Genomic DNA, 22,513 nt, shown 5'->3' with positions numbered 1-22,513 from the left:
ATTAATCTCCTGCCAGTTCAATCTGGATCTTGACGTCGCGCGGATGGCCCTTGGCCGCTTCCTCGAACGCCTGCACACCGTCGGCAAAACCGAAGGTGCGCGAAATGAAGGGTTTGACGTCGATCTTGCCCGAAGCCAGCAAGACGATGGCGCGCGGGAAGATGTTCGCGTAGCGGAAGACCGACTCGATGCGCACTTCCTTGGCCTGGATGGCGACAATATCGAAAGGGACGTTCTCGGGCGGCATACCGACCAGTACCAGGCAGCCGTTCGGGCACAGCAGGTCGACGATGTTGTCGTAGGCGCGCATACTGCCGCTGGCCTCGAAAACGATGTCGGCGCCCCAGCCATCCGTCAGTTCGCGCACCGTATCGGCCAGGCTGGCGTGGCGCACGTCGACCGTGGTCACGGCGGGATTGCCGGCGAACAGGGCCAGCTTTTCCGGCACCAGGTCGGCCAGGATCACGCGCGAGCAGCCGCCCGCCAGCGCGGCCAGCGCATTCATGGCACCGATGGTGCCGGCGCCGATTACCACGGCCACGTCGCCCGGCTTGATGGCCGCCTTCTTGGCCGCCTGCAGGCCGATGGCCAGCGGTTCAACGATGGCGCCTTCGCCGAAGCTGACGTTGTCGGGCAGCTTGAAGGTAAAGGCGGCCGGATGCACGACATACGGCGTGAGGCAGCCGTGGATCGGCGGCGTGGCCCAAAAGCGTACGGCGGGGTCCAGGTTGTACAGGCCGCGCATGGTGGCTGGCGAATCGAACTGCGGCACGCCCGGCTCCATGCAGACCCTGTCGCCCACCTTCAGGTGCGTCACCTCATCGCCCACTTCCGCCACCACGCCGGACGCCTCGTGGCCGAGCACCATCGGCGCTTCAACGGCGAAGGGGCCGATCTTGCCATGTTTGAAGTAGTGCACGTCGCTGCCGCAGATGCCCACGGTGTGAATCCTGATTTTCACGTCGCGCGGGCCGACGGCCAGCGGCAAATCGATATCGCGCAGGGTGATGGAATGCGCTTGTTCCAGTACGAGTGCTTGCATGATGGATTTCCTTATTTATGTTTGAGCATGGAGTTGAGCAGCCGTCCCAGGATGCCGACGAACAGCAGCGGCGGCAGCGCCAGCAGTACGGTGGAAGCGTTCACCACGCCCCACGGCACTTCCTGGCCCATCGAGGTAAAGGCCGACGCCACCACGGGCAGGGTCATGCTTTTCGACGAGGTGAGCGCCAGCGCGATCATCAGTTCATTCCAGACCAGCACGAAGCTGAAGACAATGCCGCCCATCAGGGTTTTCGAGGCCACCGGCAGGGCCACGTACCAGAACACCTGGTAAGGGCCGTAGCCGTCGAGCGCGGCCGCTTCCTCGATCTCTTTCGGAATGCGGGCAAACGCGGGAATCGATAGCCAGATGATGGTCGACAGGGTCACCAGCAGATACGTCACCACCATCGACAGGCGCGAGTCGTACAGGCCCAGGTCGATCCAGATCGAGATCAAGGGAATGGCGACGGCGACAGGTGGCAAAAAGCGCAGCGACAGCAGGAAGAACTGGATATCCTTCTTGGCCGGGATCGGATAGCGGGCGATCGCATACGCGGCCGGCACGCCCAGCACAGCCCCCAGCAGCACGGCGACGCCGACGATGGCCACGCTGTTGCCCAGTCCCGTCAGCACTTCGGGGCTGGCCAGCACCTGCTTGTAATTGGCCAGGGTCGGGCTGAAGAAAAAGCGCGGCACGGGCGTGACGATGTCCATCAGCTCCTTGAAGGAGTTGAGCACGGCCCACAGGATGGGGAACAGCGCCACGAGGATAATCGCGGTAGTAATGGCGGTGGTGGCGGCATGGTCCACACCGCGCCGGATAGTCAGTTTTCCCATTTGGCGACTCGCTTCCAGAGCAGGGTGAATATTACTGTCGTGGCCAGCATCATCAGCACGGCCATGCTGGACGCGTACGACACCTTGCCCATCAAGCCGATGCCCTGCGCATACGCGTACATGTCCAGGGTTTCGGTGGAGATGCCGGGGCCGCCCTTGGTCATCACGTAGATCAGGTCGAACGAGCGCAGCGACTCGACCATCTTGATGAAGACGAGGCTCATGATGGGTACCTTCAGCATGGGCAGTGCGATGTAGGCATACACCTGGAGCGTGCTGGCGTAGTCGAGGCGCGCCGCTTCCAGCGGTTCGCCGGGCAGAGTTTCCAGCAGCTTCAGGATGACGGCGCCGAAGAACAGGCCCCACTGCCAGATGTCGACCAAGGCCACCGCGTACAGGGCCGTGGCGGGATCGGACAGCAGGGCCGTGCCGCCCAGGCCAACGCATTCGAGCATCCAGTTGAGGATGCCCATCAATGGCGAATACATGAACTTCCAGATGAAGGCGGCCGACACGCGCGGCAGCAGCACGGGCACGATCAAGAGCAGCGCGATGATGTCACGCGTGCGTCCCTTCACCTTCTCGAACAAGAACACGGCCAGCAGCACGCCGACGATCAGCGAGCCGGCCACAGTCACCACTTCCCAGATGGCCGACACCTGCACGGCATTGACGAAGCGGCGGTCGCCGAACAGGCGGAGAAAATTGGCAAAGCCGACGTAATCGCTGTCGCTGTAGCGCAGCACGCGATTTTGCAGGGCCAGGTTGATGGCGGCGATGCTGGGCACCAGGCCCAGTACCAGCAGGACCAGCAGCGGCAAGGTCAGGAAGACGGCCGGCAGCCAGGTGTGGCGTTTTTTATGGATGGTGTGTGGCATAGGATGGCTTTCAGACGTGAAGATGCAAGCGCTGGCTTTACCCCAAAAGCAAGAGCTGGGGTCAGACCCGCCGGGTCTGACCCCTGATTTAAGCTAGCGGAGTCGTCGGCGATACGGGCTTACTGACGTTTCTTAGCCCGTTGCATCACTTCCGTCGCATACTCATTCGCCTCATCCAACGCGCTTTGCACGTCGCCGCGCGTGCCCGTAAACACTTCCTCCAAAACTACACCCAGGTTGTCGCCAATGTCCGGCCACTCGGGGCTGGGCCAGATGGTGACGCGCGAGACGGGCGTGGTGTCCGTCAGGCCCGCCTGGATCTGCGGCTTGACGTGCTTGCGGAAGTAGTCGCTGTTGATGGTGCTGGTGCGGTTATAGTCGCTGAAGACGTTGTCCTTCAGGCGCGCCTGCTCCTGCTCCTTGCCCGTGGCGAAGGCGATGAACTTGCCGGCCGCCTGGCGCGTGCATTCATCTTTCGCGCCGGTGGCGGAGATGGCCAGGCCGTGGCCATACGCAGCCGATGGCAGCGGCGCTGGCGGGCGCACATAGCCGACCTTGTCGACCACCGAGGATTTTTTCGGGTCTTCCATCCAGTCGGCAAACGGCGTCGACTCGATCATGAACGCCACCTTGCCCGACCTGAACGCTTCGAGCGCATTGCTCCAGTCGTAGGTGGCGCCGCCCGGTGGCGAATACTTGAACAGCTCGCGATACAGAGTGGTGGCCTTGACGGCCTGCGGCGAATTGAAGGCGGGCACGCCGTTGTTTTCCCACTTGCCGCCGGCGGCCAGCATAAACGGCGCCCAGCGCCACACATTCATGCCCGAGCCGCGCTGGCCCCGCGCCGCCCAGCCATACACGTTCGGCGGATTATTCATTTTCTTGACAGCAGCGACCAGTTCATCGAGCGTTTTCGGCACGGCGATGCCGGCCTTTTCCAGCAGGTCGCGGCGGTAGAACAGGAAGTCGCTGCCGCCGATCAGGGGCGCGAAATACGCTACGCCCTTGTACGAGGCGACGGCGCGGCGGCCCGGCAGGAAGTCGTCGTAATCGGCGTCCTTGGGCAGGTATTTGAGCAGCGGGACGACCCAGCCGGCCGTGGCGAATTCGGCCACGTTGGCTTCGTCGATGTAATAGATCTGGTAGGAGCCGGCCTTGGTGGAAGCGTCGAGGCGGGCTTTCGAGCGGCGGTCGTTTTCGCCGAAATAGCTGATTTGTACCTTGGTGCCGCTTTTCTTTTCATACTCGGCGAGGGTCTTTTCCATCACCGTCAGGCCCAGGCTTTTTTGTGCCAGCACCTTGATCACGGGCACCGAGCAGCTTTGCGCCGAGGCGTCTGCAAACCCGGCGGACATGAGGGTGCCCCATGCAACAGCAGTCATGATTTTCATAACACGTCTCCATTTTTATAGTCCGGCGGTTTTCCACCGGTATGCCAACTATAAAAACAAAGTCCATCTGCCACCACTGCAAAAGCGGCGAGTTTTCAAATACTATTTTTCAGCAAAAAGGCCTCCATGCCGGCCGCGATGGGCTGATCTTTTTTACCACACACAATATATAAAGCCGCTTGATTTATTAATTAGCCGGGCGTATATTTGGCTCGGGCACCGCATTGACGGCCGCCCCCAGGCCGAGGCAATCGCCTCCCGGTAAAAAATAAATAGATTCTGGAGACAACACAATGAACGTCAAACAATGCATCGCACTGTCTGTCCTGACGGCAGCCGGCGGCGCCGCCATGGCCGAGGAAGCAATCGTCGGCCTGATCACCAAGACCGATACCAACCCCTTCTTCGTGAAGATGAAAGAAGGCGCGCAGCAACGCGCGAAACTGAAGGGCGCCAAGCTGTTGACGGCGGCCGGACGCGCCGACGGCGACAACGCCGGCCAGGTGACGGCGATCGAGAACATGGTGGCCGCCGGTGCCAAGGCGATCATGATCACCCCGAGCGATTCGAAAGCCATCGTGCCGGCCATCAAGAAGGCGCGCGCGGCCGGCGTGCTGGTGATCGCCCTCGACAGCCCGACCGAGCCGCAGGACGCCACCGACGCGCTGTTCGCCACCGACAACTACAAGGCCGGCTTGCTGATCGGCCAATACGCGAAGGCTGCCTTCGCCGGCAAGCCCGTCAAGATCGCCATGCTGGACCTGTTCCCCGGCCATCCGGTGGGGATCGCCCGCCACAACGGTTTCCTGGCCGGCTTTGGCGCGCCGGGCATCAGCGCCAAGACGGTCGGGCCGGCGAAAACCGCCGACGTGGTGTGCATGGCCGACAGCTTCGGCGACCAGGGCAAGGGTCAGACGGCGATGGAAAACTGCCTGCAGAAAAATCCCGACATCAATCTGGTGTACACCATCAACGAGCCGGCCGCCGCCGGCGCCTACAAGGCGCTCAAGGCCCTGGGCAAGGAAAAGAACGTGATGATCGTTTCGGTCGACGGCGGCTGCGCCGGCGTGCGCGACGTCAAGGCCGGCGTCATCGCGGCGACCTCGCAGCAGTATCCGCTGAACATGGCAGGCCTGGGCGTCGAAGCCGGCGTCGAGTACGCCAAGAACGGGAAGAAGGCCAGCGGCTACGTCGATACCGGCGTCACCCTGATCAGCGACAAGCAGCAAGCGGGCGTCGAGAGCCGCGACACGGCGTTCGGCCTGAACTCCTGCTGGGGTAAATAAATCCACGCAGGCGGCCACGTTCGGCAAGGCGATCTGCCTTGCCGGCGCGCGGCCGCCTGCGCGCCGCCTTTTTCCCCTCTTGAATATGGATAACAGATGCGTTCCACCGTTCCGGCATTTATGCCGCCGCTCTCTAAACTGGGCCCGGTCATTGCCCTGCTCGCCGCCTGCGTCTTCTTTGCGTCGCAAAGCGACCGCTTCCTCAGCAGCCAGAATTTTTCCCTGATCTTGCAGCAAGTCATGGTCGTCGGCATCATCGCCATCGGCCAGACCCTGATCATCCTGACCGCCGGCATCGACCTGTCCTGCGGCATGGCCATGGCCCTGGGCTCGGTCATCATGACCAAATTCGCCGTCGACCTCGGCATGAACCCCTATCTCGCGATCGGGTGCGGCATTGCCGTCACCGTGCTGATCGGCTTTATCAACGGCGCGCTGGTGACCTCGGTCAAGCTGCCGGCGTTTATCGTCACGCTGGGCACGATGAACATTGCCTTCGCCGTCACGCAGCTGTACTCGCAGGCCCAGACGGTCACCGGCCTGCCGGAAGCAATGGGATATTTCGGCAACACCTTCCAGCTCGGCCAGGCCACCTTTACCTACGGCACCGTGCTGATGCTGGGCATGTACGTGCTGACCTGGCTGTACCTGCGCGAGACCGCGCCCGGCCGCCACCTGTACGCCGTCGGCAACAATCCAGAAGCGGCCCGCCTGACCGGCATCGCCACGAATAAAGTCTTGTTGGGCGTCTACATGATCGCCGGGATGTGCTACGGCATCGCCGCGCTGATGTCCGTGGCGCGCATGGGCGTGGGCGACCCGCAGGGCGGCCAGACCGACAACCTCGACAGCATCACCGCCGTCGTGCTCGGCGGCACCAGCCTGTTCGGCGGGCGCGGCTCGATCATGGGCACCCTCGTCGGCGTGCTGATCGTCGGCGTGTTCCGCAACGGCCTGACCTTGATGGGCGTGTCCTCGGTGTACCAGATCCTGGTGACGGGCATCCTGGTCATCCTGGCCGTGGCCACCGATCAACTGACACACAAGAAAGGTTGATGAACATGACGACGCATGTGCAACCGGTATTCCAGGCCCGCGGCCTGGTCAAGCGCTACGGCAGCGTGACCGCCCTCGACGGCACCGATTTCGATTTGTTGCCGGGAGAAATACTCGCCGTGATCGGCGACAACGGCGCCGGCAAGTCCTCGCTGATCAAGGCCCTGTCGGGCGCCCTCGTCCCCGACGAAGGCGAGATGCTGCTCGATGGCAAGCCGATCCACCTGAAGTCGCCGATCGACGCCCGCCGCTACGGCATCGAGACGGTGTACCAGGACCTGGCCGTGGCACCAGCCATGACGATCGCCGAGAACCTGTTCCTCGGCCGCGAACTGCTGCGCAAGGGCATGTTGTCGCGCTTCCTGCGCTGCATCGACAAGAAGCAGATGCTGGCCGAGGCGGAAGCCCATATGCGCGATTTGAAAATCGGCATCCGCTCGATGAAGCAAGCCGTCGGTACCCTGTCTGGCGGCCAGCGCCAGGGCGTGGCCGTGGCGCGCAGCACGGCGTTTGCCAGACATGTCGTGATTCTCGATGAACCAACCGCCGCACTCGGCGTAAAGGAGGGCAATATGGTACTGGAACTGATACGCAATGTGCGCGACCGCGGCCTGCCGGTGATTTTGATCAGCCACAACATGCCGCACGTGTTCGAGATCGCCGACCGCATCCACGTGCAACGCCTGGGCAAGCGTGTCGCCGTGCTGAACCCGAAGCACATCAGCATGTCTGACACCGTGGCAGTGATGACGGGCGCGAAGAGCGCCGAAGAATTTCCGGAGGAAGCCCATGCTTAAGGGAATCGATCCGCTGCTCAGCCCGGAATTGCTGAAGATCCTGTGCGAAATGGGCCATGGCGAGGAAGTCGTGCTGGTCGACGCCAACTTCACCAGTCAGACCCTGGGCCAGGGCAAGCCGCTGGTGCGCCTGCCCGGCATCGACCTGCAGCGCGCCAGCGCGGCGCTGCTGTCGGTGTTTCCGCTCGACGCCATGGTCGACCAGCCGGTCGCCTTCATGAAGGTATGCAACACCGCCGACGGCTATCTGTCGGCGCTGCAGCGCACCATGCTCGAGCAGATCGCCGCCACCGGCGCCGCCACGCCGGAGCAATGCGAGGCGGTCGAGCGCTTCGCCTTCTACGAACGCGTCAAGGGCGCCTACGCCATCGTGCAGACCGGCGAAATGCAACCGTACGCCAATTTCCTGTTCAAGAAGGGTGTGATCAGCGATCCGCTGGCGGGCTGAGGAACGTGCAGCTGGAATAAAACATAAAATATAAGGAGATAACCATGTCAAAGCACTTCCCTGTTCTCGCCTCTTGCCTTGCCACCCTGCTGGTGGGCTGCGGCAGCGATAGCGACAGCAGCAGCGGGCCGCCCCAGTCCAGCTACCTGGAAACCTACCGCCCCCAGCTCTCGTACACCGCCGCAAAAAACTGGCTGAACGATCCCAACGGACTGGTCTACCACGACGGCGAATACCATCTGTTCTACCAGTACAACCCGAACGGCAATACCTGGGGCGACATGTCCTGGGGCCACGCCGTCAGCACCGACCTGCTGCACTGGAACGAGCTGCCCGTCGCCCTGACGGCGGAAAAAGACGCTGGCGGCAAGCTCACGCAAATGTTCTTCTCCGGTAGCGTGGTGGTCGACACCAACAATACCAGCGGCCTTGGCAGCGCCGGCAAGCCTGCCATGGTGGCCATCTATACCAGTGTGTACCCGCAAGGAAAAACGCTGGCCAACGGCCAGGTGCTCGCCCCCAACACCCAGTCCCAGTCCATCGCCTACAGCCTGGACCGGGGACGCACCTGGACCCAGTACGCCGCCAACCCGGTGATTGCCGCGCCACCGGCGCCGTTTGAAACCGAAGGGCAAAATTTCCGCGATCCAAAAGTCTTCTGGTATGCACCGGAGCAAAAATGGGTGATGGTTGCCGTGGCCTCGGAGAAGCACCAGGCGCTGCTGTTCTCGTCCAAAAACCTGCGCGACTGGACCTACATGAGCGCCTTTGGCCCGGCCAACGCGGTCGGTGGCATCTGGGAATGTCCCGACCTGTTCGAGCTGCCCGTCGATGGCGACGCAAGCAAACGCAAATGGGTGATGAACATCAACATCAACCCCGGCTCGGTGGCCGGTGGTTCCGGAGCGCATTATTTTGTGGGGAAATTCGACGGCACGCGCTTTGTGGCCGACGCCAACAGCGTAATCGACAAGAAGCCCCCCACGGGCACCGTCTACCAGGACTTTGAAGCGGCCAGCTTCGATGCCACCGGCTGGGCATCGACGGGCGACTTTGCAGGCAAGACGCCCGTGGTCCCCTCGCATGGCGTGGCCGACAACCAAGGCAGCCAGTTGCTCGACACCTACCGGCTGGGCAAGGATGACGGCGCCACGGGCACGCTCACCTCGCCCGCCTTTACCGTCACCAGCAAGTACATCAATCTGATGGTCGGCGGCGGGCGCCATCCGCGTCTGGCCGGTGCGGGCGATGGCACGGTGCCTGCGGGAACCTTGCTGTTCCCGGGCGCCGGTTTTGAAGGCCCGGCCAATGCCACCTACGCCGACCTGGGCTGGACGCCCGCCGGCGACCTGGTGGGGCAAAAGGTTGCCGCCGGAAGCGACGCCGACCGGCAAGCGGCAGCTGGCAAGCTGGGCGCGGGTGTGTTCAATTCCTTCTTCGGTGCCGGCGACACGCCCAAGGGCAGCCTGACGTCGCCCACCTTCACCATCTCCAGGGCCTATATCAACTTCCTCGTCGGGGGCGGCAACCATCCCTATGACAGCCCGAATCCTGTGGCGGTAGTGCTCAAGGTCAACGGCAAGGTGGTGCGCAGCGCCACCGGGGCGGACTCCGAACTGAACTGGACAAACTGGGACGTGCGCGAGTTCGCCGGACAGCAGGCCCAGATCGTCATCATCGACGATAACGACGGGGCCTGGGGACACATCCTTGCCGACGTGTTCGAGGCATCGGACCAGCCGGCCAAGCCCGTCAGCGATGAAACGACGGTGAACCTGCTGGTGAACGGCCAGGTGGTAAAGAGCGCAACCGGCGCCAATGCCGAAACCCTGAACTGGCGCAGCTGGAACGTGGACGCCTACCGGGGCAAGAGCGCGCAGATCCAGGTGGTCGACAAAAACACGGGCGGCTGGGGCCATATCCTGGTCGACCATATCGTCTTTTCGGACAGCGCCAAGGAAGAAGCCAACTGGCTCGACTACGGCGCCGACTTCTATGCCGCCGTGACCTGGAACGGCATACCCGATGGCAAGCGCATCGGCCTGGGCTGGATGAGCAACTGGGACTACGCCGGCAACACGCCCACCACCCCATGGCGCAGCGCGCAGACCTTCGCCCGGGAATTCACGCTGCGCACCATAGCCGGCCAGGCGCGGCTGGTGCAGCAGCCGGTGGACAACTTCAGCACACTGCGCAGCAAAGCGCTGTACAGCGCCCAGGACCGTTCGGTGGCCGCCGGCGTGCAAGCACTCGCTATCGCCCCCGCCCCGGGCCAGGCCCTCGACATCGTGGCCAAATTCCAGCCAGGCAGTGCCACCGGTTTTGGCCTGAAGGTGCGCACCGGCACGAATGGAGAAGAAACCGTCATCGGCTATGACGCGGTAGCGGGCGAGGTCTATATCGACCGCAGCAAATCGGGCGACGCCAGCTTCAACGCCAGCTTTGCCGCCCGCCATACCGCCCCGCTGCCGCTGCGCACCGGCACGGTGGACCTGCGCATCGTGGTCGACACCTCGTCGGTGATGGTATTTGCGGGCAACGAGGTGGTGTTGACCGACCAGATCTTTCCGCAACCGTCCAGCAACGGTGTCGCGCTGTTCGCCGTGGGCGGCGCGGCAACACTGAAAGAGCTGACCATCTGGCCTTTGAAGTCGATCTGGGCCAAGCGCTAAAGCTGCACGGGAGCTCCAGTCATCTGGAGCTTCACTGGCGGGGCGGTCGATATGTAATAAAATGTCCTTCTTTACGCCTGTAGAAACCGGACCCGCCCCGCCATGTCAGACAGCTTTACCGAAGAGGCGTGCGCGCCGCAAGCAGCCATCGACGATGTTCAATGGCTGCAGCCGCGCGGCTCGAACCAGATGGGCATGAGCCAGTTCAACGAGCGGGTGGTGCTGCAGGCCGTACGCTTGCACGGCAGCATGCCCAAGGCCGACCTGGCCCGTCTGACCAATCTGAGCACGCAAACGGTTTCCCTGATCATCAACCGCCTGCTGGACGACGGCCTGGTCAGCAAGCGCGCGCCCGTGCGCGGCAAGGTCGGCCAGCCGTCGGTGCCCATCATGCTCAATCCGGACGGCGCCTTCTCGATCGGCATCAAGATCGGCCGGCGCAGCCTCGACGTGTTGCTGGTCGATTTCGTCGGCAAGACGCGCGAGCGCCTGTCGTTCCCCTACTCCTTTCCCGTCCCCGACACCGTGTTCGGCCAGATCGAGTCGGCGCTCAAAAGCATGGCCGTGCTGCTGGGACCGAAGTTGCTGCCGCGCCTGTGCGGCGTCGGCATCGCCGCGCCACTGGGCTTGGGCGGCTGGCAGAATCTGCTCGAGATGGCGCCGGAGCAGGCCAACGCGTGGGACAGCATCAACATCGGCCAGCGCGTGCAGGCGATGACGGCGTTGCCGGTCGAGTTCGCCAAGGACACGGCCGCCGCCTGCGTCGCCGAGCTGGTGCTCGGGCGCGGGCGCAGCATCAAGAACTTCCTGTACATCTTCGTCGACATCTTCATCGGCGGCGGCCTGGTCATCAACAGCCATTTGCACAGCGGCCTGCACGGCAACGCCGGCGCGGTCGGCTCCTTGCCGCTCGGCATGGCCACGGCCGGCGCCAGGCATCCGCCGGGCCAGCTGCTGGGCGACGCTTCCCTGTTCAACCTCGAGCAGTTGTACACCCTGGCCGGGCTGGACCCGGCCGCCGCCCACGACGGGCGCGCGCTGCAGGAACCGTTCGTCACGCACACCGCGGCCTGGCTCGACGACGCGGCGCGGGCCATCGCGCTGAGCATCACCAGCGCCACCTGCCTGCTCGACCTGGAGGGGGTGATTATCGACGGCTCCTTCGACCGCGGCCTGCTCGAACAATTGCTGGCCCAGGTCGAGCGCGCGCTGGAATGCTATAGCTGGGAGGGCATCGCCCGACCGCAAGTGCTCGGCGGCACCGTCGGCTCCGACGCGCGCGCCGTTGGCGGCGCCTTCCTGCCGCTGTACGCGCATTTCGCACCGGACCGGGACCTGTTCCTCAAATAAATGTTCTAATGGACCGGACGCCCTCCTTCAAACGGTATTGAGGTGCCCAAACAGGGGGCGTATCCGGCTCCAAACGAAAGAAGCGGCTACCATGAAGATGGAAGCTGATGGCGCCGCAATTCGTCAAGCCGCACGTCAAGACGAACAATGCTGCCGATGCGCAAGCGATCTGCGAAGCGGTGACCCGGCCCGGCATGCGGTTTATACCGATCAAGACGGACGCGGTGCTGTCACGCCACCGAGTCCGTCAAGGTTTCGTGAAAGCAAGAACTTAATTACTCATATCAGGAGACCAACATGGACTCTCAAGACCCGCGATTCAGCGGACTCAGCATTGGTACCGGAGTCGTTCGCTACTCAGACCTCGGCTATTTGATTACCACGGACGACCTCTCTATCAGCGAGGGTTACACTGGTTCGTTACTGATTTCTCTGGATTGTGGAACCTGGGGCGCCGGCACAGTGCCATGGCTCGCCTGTTCCGGAACAGTCTGCCATGTGCCGGCCGAACGTTACCTGGCGCTGGGGACCGATGGGTCAGTAGAAGCCAGTGGTGGCGGCACTGTACTGGAAGAATCCATTGCCAGCTGCGGCGCAGACCCCAAAAAACGCGGCCCGCTGCGTGAAATCCGCGGCATCGCCAACGGTCGGGCCTATGCCGTGGGCACCTGCCGGCAGGCCTATGTGCGCGAAGGCGAAGACCAGTGGCGATGCATCGACCAGAGCGCCCAGGTCGGCGACACCCCGATCACCGACACCAGCTTCGAGTCCATCGATGGCTACAGCGAACAGGAAATCTATACCGTCGGTTGGGAAGGCGAAATCTGGCAATACGACGGCGCCCTCTTCACCCGGCAGAACAGCCCGACCCAGCTCGCTCTCCACAAGGTTCGCTGCGCACCCGATGGCTTTGTCTACGCCTGCGGACAGCTGGGCACCTTGCTACGCGGACGCCATGACCAATGGGAAATGATCGAACATGAAAGCACGCAGGAAGACCTCTGGGGCATGGAGGTATTCGATGGACAGCTGTACGTGTCTTCCACCCATGGCGTCTATCGGCTTGAGGACGGCAAGCTCAAACCCGTCGACTTCGGCGACGACGTGCCGCTGACCTGTTATCACCTCAGTGCGGCCGACGGCATCATGTGGTCCATCGGAGCCAAGGATGTCATGCAGTTCGATGGTTCGACTTGGACGCGGTGCCTGAGAATTGACTAAGAAAAACTCTTGCGATAGATATTGATGTCCTTGCCAGCCAGCGGCTGGCGCGAAAAGCGTTCGAAGCGCAAACCGAGCTTGTTGACCAAGTTGATCGAAGGCTGGTTCTGCGGCGACACGAGGCCATACACGGCCGGCAGGCACAGCACGTCGCGCGCATGGCGCAGCACGCTAGCTGCAGCCTCCCAGGCCAGGCCCTGGCCGCAATACGCGGGCAGCAGCGCGTAGCCGATGTCGGGACCCGGCATGGTGGCGCGCTTGATCAGGCCGCACATGCCGATCGCCACGTTGTCAGCGCGGTGCTCGACGATATAGAAAGAGTAGCCGAGTTCCTGCTGCTGCGCGATCGGGCCCGTTTCCAGCGCCGCGCGCGCCGCGTCCACGGTATGGATGTGGCGGTCGCCGATGGTGGCCAGCCAGGTCGGCTCGTTCACCAGCCCGAGGAAAAACGCCCCATCATCGACGCTGGCGGTACGCAGGCGCAGGCGGGGCGTCTCGATCACAGTGACGGCGCCACTCATGCCGGCCACTGCATCGGGTCGGTCAGCAGCTGGTACATCACATAGGCATCGACATAGCCGAGCTGCGCGTGGCGGTAGGCCAGCGGCAATGTGGCGACGACCGTGAAACCCAGTTTTTTCCACAGGGTGACGGCGGCCAGGTTGGTGCTGACGACGAAGTTGAACTGCATCGCCAGGTAGCCCGCGCGGCGCGCTTCTTCCATGCAGTGCACGCCCAGCAGGCGCCCCACGCCCACGCCCTGCGCGGCCGGGTCGACCATGAACGAGGCATTGGCCACGTGCGATCCATGTCCAGGCTGGTTCGCCACCAGCTTGTACATGCCCAGCAGGCGCTCCGTGCCCATGGTGGCGACAAAGCTTTGTACGCCGGGGCCGAACCAGTAGGCGTGGCACGCTTCGCGCGTGGTATCGGCGGGGAAGGAATACGTGTCGCCGCCGGCCACCAGGGTCTGGAAGATCGGCCACATGGCATCGAAATCGGCTTCACTGGCCGGGCGGATATCAATTTCTTTCAAGTCGGTGCTCCCGATAACAAGTGATGGCTGATTGTATCAGCGGCCCAGGCGGAAGTTCACGCTGTCCGGACGCCCCGGCAGGTGCAGGCGCGATTGCGCGCGCGGCGCCTCGCTGACGATTTTCCCGCGCCGCAGCACCAGGCGCCGCGCCGCGCGCAGGCGCAGCGCTTCCACGGTGCTGCCGCAATCGAGGATCAGCAAGTCCGCATGGCAGCCGGGCGCGATGCCGTAGCCATCGAGGCCCAGGATGCGCGCCGGCGTTTCCGTCACGGCCAGGAAGCAGTCGTGCATCGCTTGCTGGCCCGTCATCTGCGCCACGTGCAAACCCATGTGCGCCACTTCCAGCATGTCGCCCGAACCGAGGCTGTACCACGGGTCCATCACGCAGTCGTGGCCAAAGGCGACGGGGATGCCGGCGGCCAGCATCTCGGGTACGCGCGTCATGCCGCGCCGCTTCGGATACGTATCGTGGCGTGCCTGCAAGGTGATGTTGATGAGGGGATTGGCGATGGCCGCCACGCCCGCCTCGCGGATCAGCGGCAGCAGTTTGCTCACATAATAATTGTCCATCGAATGCATGGACGTCAGGTGCGATCCCGTCACCCTGCCCTGCATGCCAAGGCGCTGGCTGTGGAAGGCCAGGGTTTCGATGTGGCGCGACAGCGGGTCGTCCGACTCGTCGCAATGCATGTCGACCATCAGGCCCCGTTCGCAGGCGAATTCGCACAGCAGGCGCACGGATTCCGCGCCGTCCGCCATGGTGCGCTCGAAATGCGGGATGCCGCCCACCACGTCGACGCCCATGGCGATCGCGCGCTTCAGATTGTCGAAGGCACCGGGGCTGCGCAGGATGCCGTCCTGCGGGAACGCCACCAGCTGCAAATCGAGATATGGCGCCACTTGCCGCTTGACGTCGAGCAGCGCTTCGACGGCCAGCAGGCGCGGGTCGCAGATATCGACGTGCGAGCGGATGGCCAGCAAGCCGCGCGCCACGGCCCAGTCGCAATACTGCAGGGCGCGGTCCACCAGCGCCTGCTGCGTCAATTGCGGCTTCAGCTCGCCCCACAGGACGATGCCTTCGAGCAGGGTGCCAGAGGCGTTCACGCGCGGCAAGCCATAGCTGAGCGTGGCGTCCATGTGGAAGTGGGCATCGACGAAGGGCGGCGTGACGAGGTCGCCGGCGGCGTCGATCTCTTGCGCGCCCGTCACGGGCAAGGCGGGGCCGACGGCGGCGATGCGACCTCCCTCGATGGCGATATCGATGGCGCGGCGCCCGTCGGGCAGGCTGGCATTGCGGATGACAAGGTCCATGCGGACACTCCTTCGGTTGACTACGGTACCTGGTGTTTCGAGTGCATTGTCATCGTATCTTTTCAAGCATGCTGCAGTGCAAGAATACAGTCACTGGCAAAAGCGTAGCCATAGATTCCCTGACAACGCTTTGCGCACGCGCAAACTTACCGCAAATGCTGCCAGGCGCATGAATGAAGCCGGCACGCGGTACACGCCCTTGAGAAAATAGCTTTCAACTAACTCGAATCACCGCTAGAATATTCATATTGCGTTGCATCATAAAAAGTCTATGATCAGCTGTTTAGCACGCTACCTACTTTACAAAACGCGGCCAACTCTGGTTTTCGGGATTTTGCAGAGCGTTTTGCCAGCATTTTAATCCGTACAAAGGAGTAAATATGTTTCCGCTTCCTGAACAATTTTCCAGCGCCGCCAAGTCGCAACTGGAAAGCCAGCTGCAAATCTTCAGCACCCTCACCAGCAAAGTCTTTGAAAGCGCCGAGAAAATCATCGCGCTGAACCTGAACGCCGGCAAGGCTGCCATCTCGCAGACGGCGGAAACGGCGCAGCAGCTACTGGTAACGCAGGACCCGCGCGACTTTTTCAGCTACAGCACCAGCCAGGCGCAACCGAACATCGAAAGCGTGCTGGCCTACAGCCGTCAGCTGTTCGGCATCGCCTCGAGCACCCAGGCGGAATTGCTGGCCTCGGCCAAGGCACGCCTCGACGAAGCCGCGCCTGTCGCCGCAACCGCACCCGCTCCTGCCGCAGCCAAGCCTGCGCTGGCAGCTGTACCTGCGCCTGCCGCTGTGCCTGCACCAGCGCCAGCAGCGGCACCAGCGCCCGTTGCCGCCAAGCCTGCCGAAGTAGCCAAGCCTGCCGCCGCGCCGGCAGCCAAACCAGAAGCAGCGCCGGCCAAACCTGCCGAGAAAGCCGCCGACAAGCCAGCCGTGAAAGCGGTGGAAGCCAAACCGGCAGCCAAGCCGGAAGCGGCCAAGCCCGCACAGGCGCACACCGCCGCAGCACCGGCGAAAGCCGCCGCGCCGGCACCGGCCAAGCCAGCTGCAAAGCCAGTTCCTTCGAGCAAACCGGCCGCCAAGCCAGCCAGTGCCGCCGGCAAGACCGTAGCCAAGGCCGCCGTCAAGCACGCCCCTGCGCCAGCCGCCAAGCCGGCAGCCAAGGCAGCGCCCAAAGGCACGCCATCGAAACAGCTCGACATGCTGGGTGGCGCTAAAGGCAGCGGCCGCAAGTAAGCCTCGCGCACAGCACTGACGCAGCAAAACAACGGGCTACGGCCCGTTTTTTGCGTGCCCGTCCACAGCGCACTTTTCCACCTTGTTGTATCCTACGCGTACTTTCCGTCCGCGTGCCCGTCCTTCCGCCCCGCGACACCCCATTACTACAAAACAAAAGGTAACCATGAGTTTATCGAGGCTCATCGCCGGCTTCGTGCGTCAGCATTGGCCGGCGTATGCCGCCGCTGCCGTCATGCTGACAGGCGTGGCAACACTGACCGTCTGGATCCCGCGCCGCGTGGGCGCCATCATCGACGCGCTGGCCGCGCACCGCATGACGGCGGCCGAACTGTGGCTTGAGCTGCTGACCCTGCTCGCCGTCGGCGTCGTCATCTACTTCCTGCGCGTGGGCTGGCGCATCACCCTGTTCAAGGCCGCCTACCAGCTGGGCGTGATGCTGCGCACGCGCTTCTACACGCGCATGTCGCAGCAGGGCGCGTCGTTCTACCAGAACCAGCGCACGGGCGACCTGATGGCGCTGGCGACGAACGACATCGACGCCATCGAAATGGCCGCCGGCGAAGCCATGCTGGCCGGCTTCGACGGCACCTTGACCCTGCTGATGGTGCTCGGCATCATGCTGCTGGGCGTGGACTGGCGCCTGGCCTGCATCGCCCTCTTGCCCTTCCCGCTGATGGGACTGGCCTTCTGGCGCATCTCGAGCCATATCCACACGGCGTCGACGGATTCCTTAAAGCGCTTTGCCGCGCTGAACGACCATGTGCAGGAATCGCTGTCGGGCGTGCGCACCTTGCGCGCGCTGGGCCTGGAAGAGCGCAGCAGCAAGCAGTTCTCCACCCTGGCCGGCCACGCGGCCAACGCCAGCCTGACGGCGCAGCGCTGGGAAGCGGCGTACGAACCGGCCGTCGGCCTGACCCTGACGGCCGCCACGGCGCTGACCCTGGGCCTGGGCGGCTACCTCGTGTGGCAAGACCAGCTGACCATCGGCGCGCTGACAAGCTTTTCCATGTACCTGGGCCAGCTGATCTGGCCCATGTTCGCCGCCGGCTGGGTGCTCTCGCTGATCGAACGGGGCCGCGCCGCCTGGCAGCGCTTGCAGCCGATGCTCGATGCGCCGCTGGCCATCGACGACCACGGCACCATCGCCACGCTCACTCCTGGCCTCCTGCAATTGCAGGACGTCGGCTTTGCCTACGCGGGCCAGACGGCGCCGGCCCTGTCCGGCATCTCGCTGCGCCTGCTGCCGGGCCAGACCCTGGGCCTCGTCGGTCCGACGGGCAGCGGCAAGTCGACCCTGCTGCGCGTGCTGCTGCGCCAGGTGACGCCGCAATCAGGCCAAGCCACATGGAATGGCCAGCCGCTCGACGCCTACACCCTGCACGCGCTGCGCGCGGCCATCAGCTGGGTGCCGCAAGAGTCGTTTTTATTCTCCGCCACCATCGCCGACAATATCGCCCTGGCCCGCCCCGGCGCCACGCGCGAGGAAGTGGAACGGGCGGCGCAGCTGGCCGACATCCATGCCGATATTTTGCAGTTCCCCGATGGCTATCAGACGCACGTGGGCGAGAAAGGCATCACCCTGTCCGGCGGCCAGCGCCAGCGCGTGGCGATTGCCCGCGCGCTCTTGGCCGACAACGGCTTGCTGCTGCTCGATGATGCGCTGTCCGCCGTCGACACGGGCACGGAAACGCGCATCCTGCAGCACCTGGAAGAACTGCGCGCCCGCCGCCCCGAGCGCAGCGCCATCATCGCCAGCCACCGCCTGAGCGCCGTCGTCAACGCGGACCTGATCCTGGTGCTGCGCGACGGCCACGTCACGGAAACGGGCAACCACGACGCGCTGATGCAGCGCGACGGCTGGTATGCCAGCCAGTGGCGCTATCAACAACTGGAGGCCAGCCTCGATGCCATCTAAGACAGTACAAACAGATACAGCCACCCAATCCGTGCGCCGCCAGGCCGCGCAAGCGATCGGCCTGCTGCGCCGCGCCGCCGCGCCCGACCTGCGCCATTTGTATTGGGCCACGTTCTGGCTGATCATCGCCGCCGCCCTCGAAGTGACGGGACCGATCCTGGGCAAGGCCCTGATCGACCAGCATCTGCTGCCGCGCCACCTCGACTGGACGCGCGTGTCATTGCTGCTGGGCGGCTGCCTGCTGACGGGCTGGGTCGCGTCCGGCCTGCGCTATCTGCAGCTGGTGCGCCTATCCGGCCTGGCCATGCGCTCGGTGCAGCGCCTGCGCGAAACCGTGTACCAGCACGTGCTGCGCCTGCCGATGAGTTTTTTCGACCGCGCCATCACGGGGCAGCTGGTCAGCCGCGTCACCAACGACACGGAAGCCGTGAAATCGCTGTACGTGCAGGTGCTGTTCGTCATCCTCGACAGCTCCATCGTCCTGATCGGCACGATGGCCGCCATGGCTTTTCTCGACTGGCGGCTGATGCTGATCGTGCTGGCCCTGCTGCCGGCCGTGCTGGTGATCGTCTTCCTGTACCAGCGCTGGAGCGCGCCGGCCGTCACGCGCGCACGCGCCCTGCGCAGCGAGATCAACGGCCAGATCGCGGAATCGATCGGCGGCATGAGCGTGCTGCAGGCGAATAACGCGGAAAAGCGCTTCGGCGCGCGCTTCACGGGCATCAACCAGGACCACTACACGGCGCGCATGCAGGAATTGCGCGCCAACGCCTGGCTGCTGCGCCCCGCGCTCGACATGCTCAACATCGTGCTGCTGGCCGTCGTCATCTTCAGCTTCGGCCGGCGCGAGATGGGCGCCGTGGAAGTGGGCGTGCTGTATGCGTTCATCAGCTACATCGCGCGCGTGATCGAACCGCTGATCCAGATCACGATGCAGTTCAGCCAGTTGCAGCAGTCAGTGGTGGCCACGGCCCGCGTGTCGGCCCTGCTCGACGAGGCACAGGCGCTCGAACATGCGCAGGGGCGGGAAACTCCGGCCCTGCGGCAGGCGCAAACGGGCAGCGAGCTGCCCGCCGTCGACATCAGGAAGCTGACCTTCGCCTACGTGGAAAACCAGCCCGTGCTGCACGAGCTGTCGCTGACGATACCGCAAGGTGCGTTTTTCGGCATCGTCGGCCACACGGGCAGCGGCAAGTCGACCCTGCTGTCCTTGCTGCTGCGCTTTTACCCCGTCACGCAGGGCAGCATCGCCATCAATGGCGTGGCCCTCGACAGCATCGACAACGAGCACTTCCGCGCCGACGTGGGCCTGGTGCCGCAAGACCCGTTCCTGCTGGCCGCCTCGGCGCGCGAAAACATCGACATGGGCCGCGGCTACACGCAGGCACAGATCGAGACGGCCGCGCGCGCCGCGCATGCGCACGACTTCATCGCGGCGCTGGAACACGGCTACGACACGCCGCTGGGCGAAGGCGGCTCGCGCCTGTCGTCGGGGCAGAAGCAACTGATCGCCATTGCCCGCGCGCTGGCCGGCCAGCCGCGCATCTTGCTGCTCGACGAAGCGACATCGCGCATCGATAGCCAGACGGAGCAGATCGTGCAGCTGGCCCTCAACGAGTTGCGCGGCAAGGTCACCATCATCGCCATCGCCCACCGCCTGTCGACCATCCGCGAGGCCGACCGTATCATCGTGCTCAATCACGGCCGCATCACGGAAGCGGGGCCGCACGACGCCCTGATGCAGATCGAAGGCGGCCTGTACCAGCGCCTGTACCTGCTGCAGCAGCTGGCGCAGTAGTAGCGCCTTGTCAATGCCGGCTGTGTGCACTTTCGCAAATTTCTGCGGTGCGCATGATATTTCTTGATTGCAACAGAATATAATCTGTTACAGACAGGTGGTCATTGCGGGAGCGGGACGTTGGCAGGCAGACAGAGACGGGCATCATGGCGAAAGGCGCATTGGCTGCTGGTATTGGCCTGCATGCTGCCGCCTGCCGCGCATGCCCAGGCCGGCAGCAACCTCGAGGAGTATCTGACCGCCGTGCGCGACGATGGCCGCTTCGTGCCCGCGCGCGCCCTGCAGCGCCTGCAAGAAGTCGAGACGCAGGCGCGCAGCGCCCCCTTGCCCGTACGCGCGGAATTCCTGACCCAACTGAGCCACGCCCGCATGCGCCTGGGGCAGAATGATATCGCCATGCAGCTGGCCGAAGAGCTGATCGCCTACGCCCGCCTGAACAAGAGCGACGTGGCGCTGGCGAAAGGCATGCTCAACAAGGCCTACATCACGTTTGCCCGGAACGAGCGCCGCGCCTCGCACCTGCTGGCCTTTGAGGCGGAAAAGATCGCCAACCGCACGGACGACCTGCCCGTGCGCGTGCAGGCGGCCATCAGCGCAGGGCAGTCGTGGGCCGAGGAAGGCAATTTCCCGTTTGCGCTGACCAAGCTGCAGGCGGCCGTCGACCTGGCGCGCCAGAGCAAATCCCCGTCCAGCCTGGCCGCCGCCCTGAATGCCCTCACCCTGCTGTACACGCAGATGCGCGAATACGACAAGGGGTTCGAGGTGCTCGACGAATTGCTGGCCGTGTCCAGCACCCTGGCGTCGCCGGGCCGCATGGCGCAGGCGAAGAATACGGAATACGGGCTGGCGCTCGACGCGCGGCAGCCGCGGCGGGGCCAGCGCGCCCTGCTGGCGGCCCTGGCGCTGGAACGCCAGCTGGGCGCGCGCGGCATGGTGGCCGTCACCCTCGTCAATCTGTCGGACAGCTACCTGAAGGAAGACGACTACGGGCAAACCTTGCGCTACGCGAATGAAGCCATCACGGCGGCGCGCCTCGTCAACGATGAACAGGTGGAGGCGACGGCAAGGCTCAATATCGGCCAAGCGCTGATCGGCCAGGGACGGTTGCAGGAAGGCAAGCAAAGCGTGGCCACTGGCCTGGCCTACTACGAACGCACGGCCAACCAGCCGGAAATGCAGGCCGTGCTGCTGGAGTACGGCATGGCGCTGGAAAAGGCGGGCGACCTGCGCGGCGCCGTCACGGCGTACCACCGCGAGCGCGGCATTTCCAACCAGCTGTTCGAAAAGCAGCGGCAAAAGGCCGTGTATGAGCTGCAAGAAAAGTATGAGGCGGAAAAGAAACAGCGCCAGATCGAACTGCTGAGCAGGGAGAATCAGCTGAAGAGCACGGAAATCGACAACCGCCGCCTGCAGCAGCGCGTGTGGTGGCTGCTGGCGCTGGTACTGGCCATGGCGTCCGCCATCGTCGGCTTGCTATACCGCAAGGTGCGCCACGCGAACGTGCAGCTGAAGGTGAAAAACCAGGAACTCAAGCGCCAGAGTTCGCGCGACCCGCTGACGGCCCTGTACAACCGCCGCCATTTCCAGGAATTCATGCGCAGCCATGCGGGCAAGCCGCAGCCATCCTATGCCGGCGGCGATGTCGTGGGCGCGCTGTTCCTACTCGATGTCGACCATTTCAAGCATATCAACGACGGCTACGGCCATGCGGCGGGCGACCTCGTGCTGACGACGATCGCCGAAACCTTGCACGACGTGTTGCGCGAAACGGACATGATCGTGCGCTGGGGCGGCGAGGAATTCCTCGCCTTCCTGCCGGCCGTCGCGCGCGACGGGCTCGACGACATCGCACGGCGCATCCTCAACGGCATGGCGGCGCAAAGCATCGACTACCAGGGGCAGGCCATCCAGGTGCACGTGTCCGTCGGCTTTGCGCCTTATCCGCTGGCGCCGCTGGGACGGCCCCTCACGTGGGAGCGCAGCGTCAACCTGATCGACATGGCGCTGTACCTGGCCAAGGCGCACGGGCGCAACCGGGCGTATGGCTTGCGCGGTTTTCGGCAGGTGGAAAAAACGACACTGGAAGCGGTGGAGCAAGACCTGGAACGCGCATGGCGCGACGGCTTTGTCGATTTGAGCGTGGTGCTGGGGGGAACGGACGGGATGGACAAGACAGGGACGACCGTATCAGGCGGCCAGGCCAGCGAAGGCGTCGCCGCAGCCGCCATCACCTGA

18 protein-coding genes and 1 pseudogene are annotated in these 22,513 nt (G+C 64.0%); 12 read left to right on the top strand and 7 right to left on the bottom strand.

Annotated features, from left to right (window positions below; translation table 11 throughout):
• Position 1: 1 nt before the first annotated feature.
• From SKZ59_RS03625 to SKZ59_RS03610, 4 genes are all read right to left on the bottom strand, one after another.
• On the bottom strand, positions 2-1,042 hold the full coding sequence (locus tag SKZ59_RS03625) for an NAD(P)-dependent alcohol dehydrogenase (protein ID WP_319990862.1): 1,041 nt from the start codon (positions 1,040-1,042) through the stop codon (positions 2-4).
• Positions 1,043-1,053: 11 nt separating this feature from the next.
• Positions 1,054-1,881, bottom strand: a complete 828-nt coding sequence (locus SKZ59_RS03620) for a carbohydrate ABC transporter permease (protein WP_319990861.1) — start codon at positions 1,879-1,881, stop codon at positions 1,054-1,056.
• Positions 1,869-2,759 (bottom strand): carbohydrate ABC transporter permease, encoded by an 891-nt coding sequence (locus tag SKZ59_RS03615; protein ID WP_058048862.1) that lies wholly within the window; start codon positions 2,757-2,759, stop codon positions 1,869-1,871. The genes SKZ59_RS03620 and SKZ59_RS03615 overlap by 13 nt, the downstream gene beginning before the upstream one ends.
• Positions 2,760-2,878: 119 nt before the next feature.
• A complete protein-coding gene (locus SKZ59_RS03610; RefSeq protein WP_070301390.1) occupies positions 2,879-4,150 on the bottom strand; it encodes an ABC transporter substrate-binding protein in 1,272 nt (423 codons plus the stop codon).
• Positions 4,151-4,443: 293 nt separating this feature from the next.
• Between SKZ59_RS03610 and SKZ59_RS03605 the strand changes: the two genes are divergently transcribed.
• The 8 genes and pseudogenes from SKZ59_RS03605 (at position 4,444) to SKZ59_RS03570 (ending at position 12,980) form a co-directional block, all read left to right on the top strand.
• Positions 4,444-5,436, top strand: a complete 993-nt coding sequence (locus SKZ59_RS03605; RefSeq protein ID WP_319990860.1) for a sugar ABC transporter substrate-binding protein — start codon at positions 4,444-4,446, stop codon at positions 5,434-5,436.
• A gap of 96 nt (positions 5,437-5,532) precedes the next feature.
• The gene (locus SKZ59_RS03600; protein WP_319990859.1) at positions 5,533-6,492 is read left to right on the top strand and encodes an ABC transporter permease; all 960 of its coding nucleotides are present in this window, start codon (positions 5,533-5,535) and stop codon (positions 6,490-6,492) included.
• The gene (locus SKZ59_RS03595; RefSeq protein ID WP_319990858.1) at positions 6,492-7,289 is read left to right on the top strand and encodes an ATP-binding cassette domain-containing protein; all 798 of its coding nucleotides are present in this window, start codon (positions 6,492-6,494) and stop codon (positions 7,287-7,289) included. Before SKZ59_RS03600 ends, SKZ59_RS03595 begins: the two co-directional genes overlap by 1 nt.
• Positions 7,282-7,737 (top strand): RbsD/FucU family protein, encoded by a 456-nt coding sequence (locus SKZ59_RS03590; protein ID WP_319990857.1) that lies wholly within the window; start codon positions 7,282-7,284, stop codon positions 7,735-7,737. The genes SKZ59_RS03595 and SKZ59_RS03590 overlap by 8 nt, the downstream gene beginning before the upstream one ends.
• Positions 7,738-7,781: 44 nt before the next feature.
• A complete protein-coding gene (locus SKZ59_RS03585; protein WP_319990856.1) occupies positions 7,782-10,409 on the top strand; it encodes a GH32 C-terminal domain-containing protein in 2,628 nt (875 codons plus the stop codon).
• Positions 10,410-10,511: 102 nt separating this feature from the next.
• Positions 10,512-11,759 carry an ROK family transcriptional regulator gene (locus SKZ59_RS03580; protein ID WP_319990855.1) on the top strand — a complete coding sequence of 416 codons (1,248 nt, stop codon included), beginning with the start codon at positions 10,512-10,514 and terminating at the stop codon, positions 11,757-11,759.
• A 101-nt stretch (positions 11,760-11,860) separates the two neighbouring features.
• Positions 11,861-12,031: pseudogene (locus tag SKZ59_RS03575) on the top strand (IS110 family transposase); the annotation flags it as partial.
• A 25-nt stretch (positions 12,032-12,056) separates the two neighbouring features.
• Positions 12,057-12,980 (top strand): hypothetical protein, encoded by a 924-nt coding sequence (locus tag SKZ59_RS03570; RefSeq protein WP_319990854.1) that lies wholly within the window; start codon positions 12,057-12,059, stop codon positions 12,978-12,980.
• On the opposite strand, the gene SKZ59_RS03565 is transcribed toward SKZ59_RS03570, so the two are convergent.
• From SKZ59_RS03565 to SKZ59_RS03555, 3 genes are read right to left on the bottom strand one after another with little or no spacing between them, the layout of a single operon-like run.
• On the bottom strand, positions 12,977-13,501 hold the full coding sequence (locus SKZ59_RS03565; protein ID WP_319990853.1) for a GNAT family N-acetyltransferase: 525 nt from the start codon (positions 13,499-13,501) through the stop codon (positions 12,977-12,979). The two genes, SKZ59_RS03570 and SKZ59_RS03565, sit on opposite strands and share 4 nt — an antisense overlap.
• On the bottom strand, positions 13,498-14,016 hold the full coding sequence (locus tag SKZ59_RS03560; RefSeq protein WP_034747283.1) for a GNAT family N-acetyltransferase: 519 nt from the start codon (positions 14,014-14,016) through the stop codon (positions 13,498-13,500). The genes SKZ59_RS03565 and SKZ59_RS03560 overlap by 4 nt, the downstream gene beginning before the upstream one ends.
• Before the next feature lie 36 nt (positions 14,017-14,052).
• Positions 14,053-15,327 carry an amidohydrolase family protein gene (locus SKZ59_RS03555; RefSeq protein ID WP_319990852.1) on the bottom strand — a complete coding sequence of 425 codons (1,275 nt, stop codon included), beginning with the start codon at positions 15,325-15,327 and terminating at the stop codon, positions 14,053-14,055.
• A 380-nt stretch (positions 15,328-15,707) separates the two neighbouring features.
• Between SKZ59_RS03555 and SKZ59_RS03550 the strand changes: the two genes are divergently transcribed.
• From SKZ59_RS03550 to SKZ59_RS03535, 4 genes are all read left to right on the top strand, one after another.
• A complete protein-coding gene (locus SKZ59_RS03550; protein WP_319990851.1) occupies positions 15,708-16,562 on the top strand; it encodes a phasin family protein in 855 nt (284 codons plus the stop codon).
• A gap of 166 nt (positions 16,563-16,728) precedes the next feature.
• Positions 16,729-18,480 (top strand): ABC transporter ATP-binding protein, encoded by a 1,752-nt coding sequence (locus tag SKZ59_RS03545; RefSeq protein ID WP_319990850.1) that lies wholly within the window; start codon positions 16,729-16,731, stop codon positions 18,478-18,480.
• Complete coding sequence (locus tag SKZ59_RS03540) at positions 18,470-20,278, top strand: ABC transporter ATP-binding protein (RefSeq protein WP_319990849.1); 1,809 nt, start codon at positions 18,470-18,472, stop codon at positions 20,276-20,278. The genes SKZ59_RS03545 and SKZ59_RS03540 overlap by 11 nt, the downstream gene beginning before the upstream one ends.
• Before the next feature lie 183 nt (positions 20,279-20,461).
• Positions 20,462-22,513 (top strand): GGDEF domain-containing protein, encoded by a 2,052-nt coding sequence (locus tag SKZ59_RS03535; RefSeq protein ID WP_319990848.1) that lies wholly within the window; start codon positions 20,462-20,464, stop codon positions 22,511-22,513.

The sequence above is a fragment of the Janthinobacterium sp. GMG2 genome (assembly GCF_033949445.1).
GTDB lineage: Bacteria > Pseudomonadota > Gammaproteobacteria > Burkholderiales > Burkholderiaceae_D > Janthinobacterium > Janthinobacterium aestuarii.
This window is presented reverse-complemented; position numbering and strand designations above follow the sequence as displayed.

Bases quoted from the DNA above. Each gene is read 5' to 3' on its own strand.
- SKZ59_RS03555 (WP_319990852.1), bottom strand. From the start codon at position 15,327: ATGGACCTTGTCATCCGCAATGCCAGCCTGCCCGACGGGCGCCGCGCC.
- SKZ59_RS03595 (WP_319990858.1), top strand. From the start codon at position 6,492: ATGAACATGACGACGCATGTGCAACCGGTATTCCAGGCCCGCGGCCTG.
- SKZ59_RS03535 (WP_319990848.1), top strand. From the start codon at position 20,462: ATGCTGCCGCCTGCCGCGCATGCCCAGGCCGGCAGCAACCTCGAGGAG.
- SKZ59_RS03570 (WP_319990854.1), top strand. From the start codon at position 12,057: ATGGACTCTCAAGACCCGCGATTCAGCGGACTCAGCATTGGTACCGGA.
- SKZ59_RS03565 (WP_319990853.1), bottom strand. From the start codon at position 13,501: ATGAGTGGCGCCGTCACTGTGATCGAGACGCCCCGCCTGCGCCTGCGT.
- SKZ59_RS03600 (WP_319990859.1), top strand. From the start codon at position 5,533: ATGCGTTCCACCGTTCCGGCATTTATGCCGCCGCTCTCTAAACTGGGC.
- SKZ59_RS03550 (WP_319990851.1), top strand. From the start codon at position 15,708: ATGTTTCCGCTTCCTGAACAATTTTCCAGCGCCGCCAAGTCGCAACTG.
- SKZ59_RS03590 (WP_319990857.1), top strand. From the start codon at position 7,282: ATGCTTAAGGGAATCGATCCGCTGCTCAGCCCGGAATTGCTGAAGATC.
- SKZ59_RS03610 (WP_070301390.1), bottom strand. From the start codon at position 4,150: ATGAAAATCATGACTGCTGTTGCATGGGGCACCCTCATGTCCGCCGGG.
- SKZ59_RS03605 (WP_319990860.1), top strand. From the start codon at position 4,444: ATGAACGTCAAACAATGCATCGCACTGTCTGTCCTGACGGCAGCCGGC.
- SKZ59_RS03585 (WP_319990856.1), top strand. From the start codon at position 7,782: ATGTCAAAGCACTTCCCTGTTCTCGCCTCTTGCCTTGCCACCCTGCTG.
- SKZ59_RS03615 (WP_058048862.1), bottom strand. From the start codon at position 2,759: ATGCCACACACCATCCATAAAAAACGCCACACCTGGCTGCCGGCCGTC.
- SKZ59_RS03545 (WP_319990850.1), top strand. From the start codon at position 16,729: ATGAGTTTATCGAGGCTCATCGCCGGCTTCGTGCGTCAGCATTGGCCG.
- SKZ59_RS03580 (WP_319990855.1), top strand. From the start codon at position 10,512: ATGTCAGACAGCTTTACCGAAGAGGCGTGCGCGCCGCAAGCAGCCATC.
- SKZ59_RS03625 (WP_319990862.1), bottom strand. From the start codon at position 1,042: ATGCAAGCACTCGTACTGGAACAAGCGCATTCCATCACCCTGCGCGAT.
- SKZ59_RS03540 (WP_319990849.1), top strand. From the start codon at position 18,470: ATGCCATCTAAGACAGTACAAACAGATACAGCCACCCAATCCGTGCGC.
- SKZ59_RS03620 (WP_319990861.1), bottom strand. From the start codon at position 1,881: ATGGGAAAACTGACTATCCGGCGCGGTGTGGACCATGCCGCCACCACC.